The sequence below is a fragment of the Rhodanobacter sp. Root561 genome, from assembly GCF_001427365.1.
Taxonomy (GTDB): Bacteria; Pseudomonadota; Gammaproteobacteria; order Xanthomonadales; family Rhodanobacteraceae; genus Rhodanobacter.
Genome location: NZ_LMGH01000008.1, coordinates 1 through 2,036 on the forward strand (window position 1 = coordinate 1; position 2,036 = coordinate 2,036).

Genomic DNA, 2,036 nt, shown 5'->3' on the forward strand with positions numbered 1-2,036 from the left:
CTGCTCTTCGGTAAACCGCTTCTTCACGTCCAATCTCCTTCGGATGGGGGATTGGACTCCAAACCGACGTGCTACTCAAAACCGGGGGGACGTCGCGCCTCGAATGAGATGTTAGGCCTGGATGCCATGAGTGTTGTTGTAGATGGCAACAGCTGACCAAGCCAAGACGAGCACAAAAATGCCAACGAACGAGATTTGGTTGACGTGACGCTGAGCATCATGGCCTCGCGGATACTGCCCAAGCGTAACAAGAAGTAGCGACACGCGACCTAGGTTGAACAGAACAAACGACCAGATGATGTAGTACGCGATGAACTTTACGACGGCAACAACACCATTGGTGATTTCGTCCTGCATGGCTAGATGAGGCCTAACGCTGGAATTGAGCGGCGGCGTAGCCGTCCGCCTCGAATGACTGGTTAGAGCACATTGCGCGATGCCCATGCGTGCTCAAGGAAGATTGCTCTTCGGTGTGGATGCGCCAAGAGCTTCGAGATGAAACGAGAGCAAGAACTCTTGGGCGCCTACTATGGCTGCCTCGGCAACTTGTGGCGGCCAATCTTTGACCAGAGGTTCTGGTGGATGCTCTGCAGCGGCGATGAGCGATTGTCCCAGCGCACGAAGCTCGCTTGAAGTGCCGATAACCATTAGACCGTTTTCCTTGCCTCGATAGCGATGCAGCCGCATATGCCGGTTCCATTGGTTGCGTTCTAACGCTGGAGTTAAGCGGCGGCGAAGCCGTCCGCGTTGAACGAGATGTTAGACGGCAGCACGAAGCACCGACGCCAGCCAACACGATAGCGCTGCCTTAAATGCCCGGCAATGCCGCGAAGCTTGTGGCCTGCGCGCGAAGAACGAATCGCTGACGACAAACGCCACGCTGCGATGAACCGCGCGCACCGCGAAGTGCGAAGATGCGAAATACGCCAACGCGCGCAAGACACAGCGTACGACCAAGCGCGCGAAAGAAGACAACGCAGGCCAGCCTGAAACGACACAACGCGCTCCGCAAGCACGAAGCCGAAACGCGGGGCGACGAAAAACTGCGAAGGAAAATGCTCTGCCGCCTAACGCTGAAGTTGAGCGGCGGCGAAGCCGTCCGCCTCGAACGCACTGTTAGGCAGCCGTTCCCGGGAAGTCGAGATAGTGCGACCACTTTTTATCTTTTGCTACCTCGCAGCCGAGTTTAAACTCTATGTGAGAGTCGCGGATCGCAGCTGCCCGAACCAAAAACTCTTTAGGATCACTGGTGTAAAAGATGAAGTCTTTGATGCCATTTTTAAGTGCGACACCCACCAAAACAGCCAAGCCGCCTCGCTCGAGATCCAGAACGTCCGTCGCCTCAATGTTCTGCAAGCGCGTAGCGTCCTCGCTTGACGGAAGGCCCGATGCATCCTCAGGAACGTAACCAAACGTCAAATAGCAGACGTGCGGGTGTGACGCGCTTCCAGGCTTTACTGAGGGAGCTTGATTCTTTCTGAAGATCCATATTTGCGGAGATTCAGGATCGCGGTACTGAGCTAGCGTCCAATTGTCAGTTTCGATATCCATTACCGGTTCCTGTGGCCTAACGCTGGAATTAAGCGGCGGCGCAGCCGTCCGCTTGGATGACTGGTTAGGGAGCAGCGAGCTCACCAACCGAAGGAAAATCTGGCTCTACGATATAGAAATTTGCCGAATGAATGGACGCGGCCGCCTGCAAGCAAGCGATGTGACAGAAGAAGGTCTGCTCTTTTTGCTCACTACGTAGGCGATTCGTGCGAGCAACCAAGTGGATGGCGCATGGATCGAGTACGCCGGCCTCGATGGCCTTAGTGCAGAACATGCAGGAATAACTTGGCTCTTCGAGGCTAGACGTCAATTTCACCTGATCCCTAACGCTGGAGTTAAGCGGCGCGCGGGCTTTTCCGCGCGTCCGCTTGGACGATTTGTTAGGCGCCGCGAATTCAAATACTAAGTGCACAGGCGCGGCCCCGAAGGATAGTCGAGGTGATCGGCGATACTGACGATGAAACTTTTCCGGCCAGAAGAGGATC

Annotated in this window: 4 protein-coding genes; all 4 read right to left on the reverse strand. The window is 55.4% G+C overall.

Annotated features, from left to right (window positions below):
- Positions 1-111 precede the first annotated feature (111 nt).
- Entirely contained in the window at positions 112-357 is a 246-nt protein-coding gene (locus ASD55_RS06555; protein ID WP_056764635.1) for a hypothetical protein, read from the reverse strand.
- Between the two features lie 93 nt (positions 358-450).
- Positions 451-687, reverse strand: a complete 237-nt coding sequence (locus ASD55_RS18365) for a hypothetical protein (RefSeq protein WP_157598872.1) — start codon at positions 685-687, stop codon at positions 451-453.
- Between the two features lie 429 nt (positions 688-1,116).
- Positions 1,117-1,551: a DUF695 domain-containing protein gene (locus tag ASD55_RS17995; RefSeq protein WP_082542677.1), complete on the reverse strand. Its 435-nt coding sequence runs from the start codon at positions 1,549-1,551 to the stop codon at positions 1,117-1,119.
- Positions 1,552-1,615: 64 nt separating this feature from the next.
- Positions 1,616-2,036 (reverse strand): hypothetical protein (locus tag ASD55_RS18810; protein WP_235577742.1); only part of this gene is annotated, 421 nt, incomplete at its 5' end.

Bases quoted from the DNA above. Each gene is read 5' to 3' on its own strand.
- ASD55_RS06555 (WP_056764635.1), bottom strand. From the start codon at position 357: ATGCAGGACGAAATCACCAATGGTGTTGTTGCCGTCGTAAAGTTCATC.
- ASD55_RS18365 (WP_157598872.1), bottom strand. From the start codon at position 687: ATGCGGCTGCATCGCTATCGAGGCAAGGAAAACGGTCTAATGGTTATC.
- ASD55_RS17995 (WP_082542677.1), bottom strand. From the start codon at position 1,551: ATGGATATCGAAACTGACAATTGGACGCTAGCTCAGTACCGCGATCCT.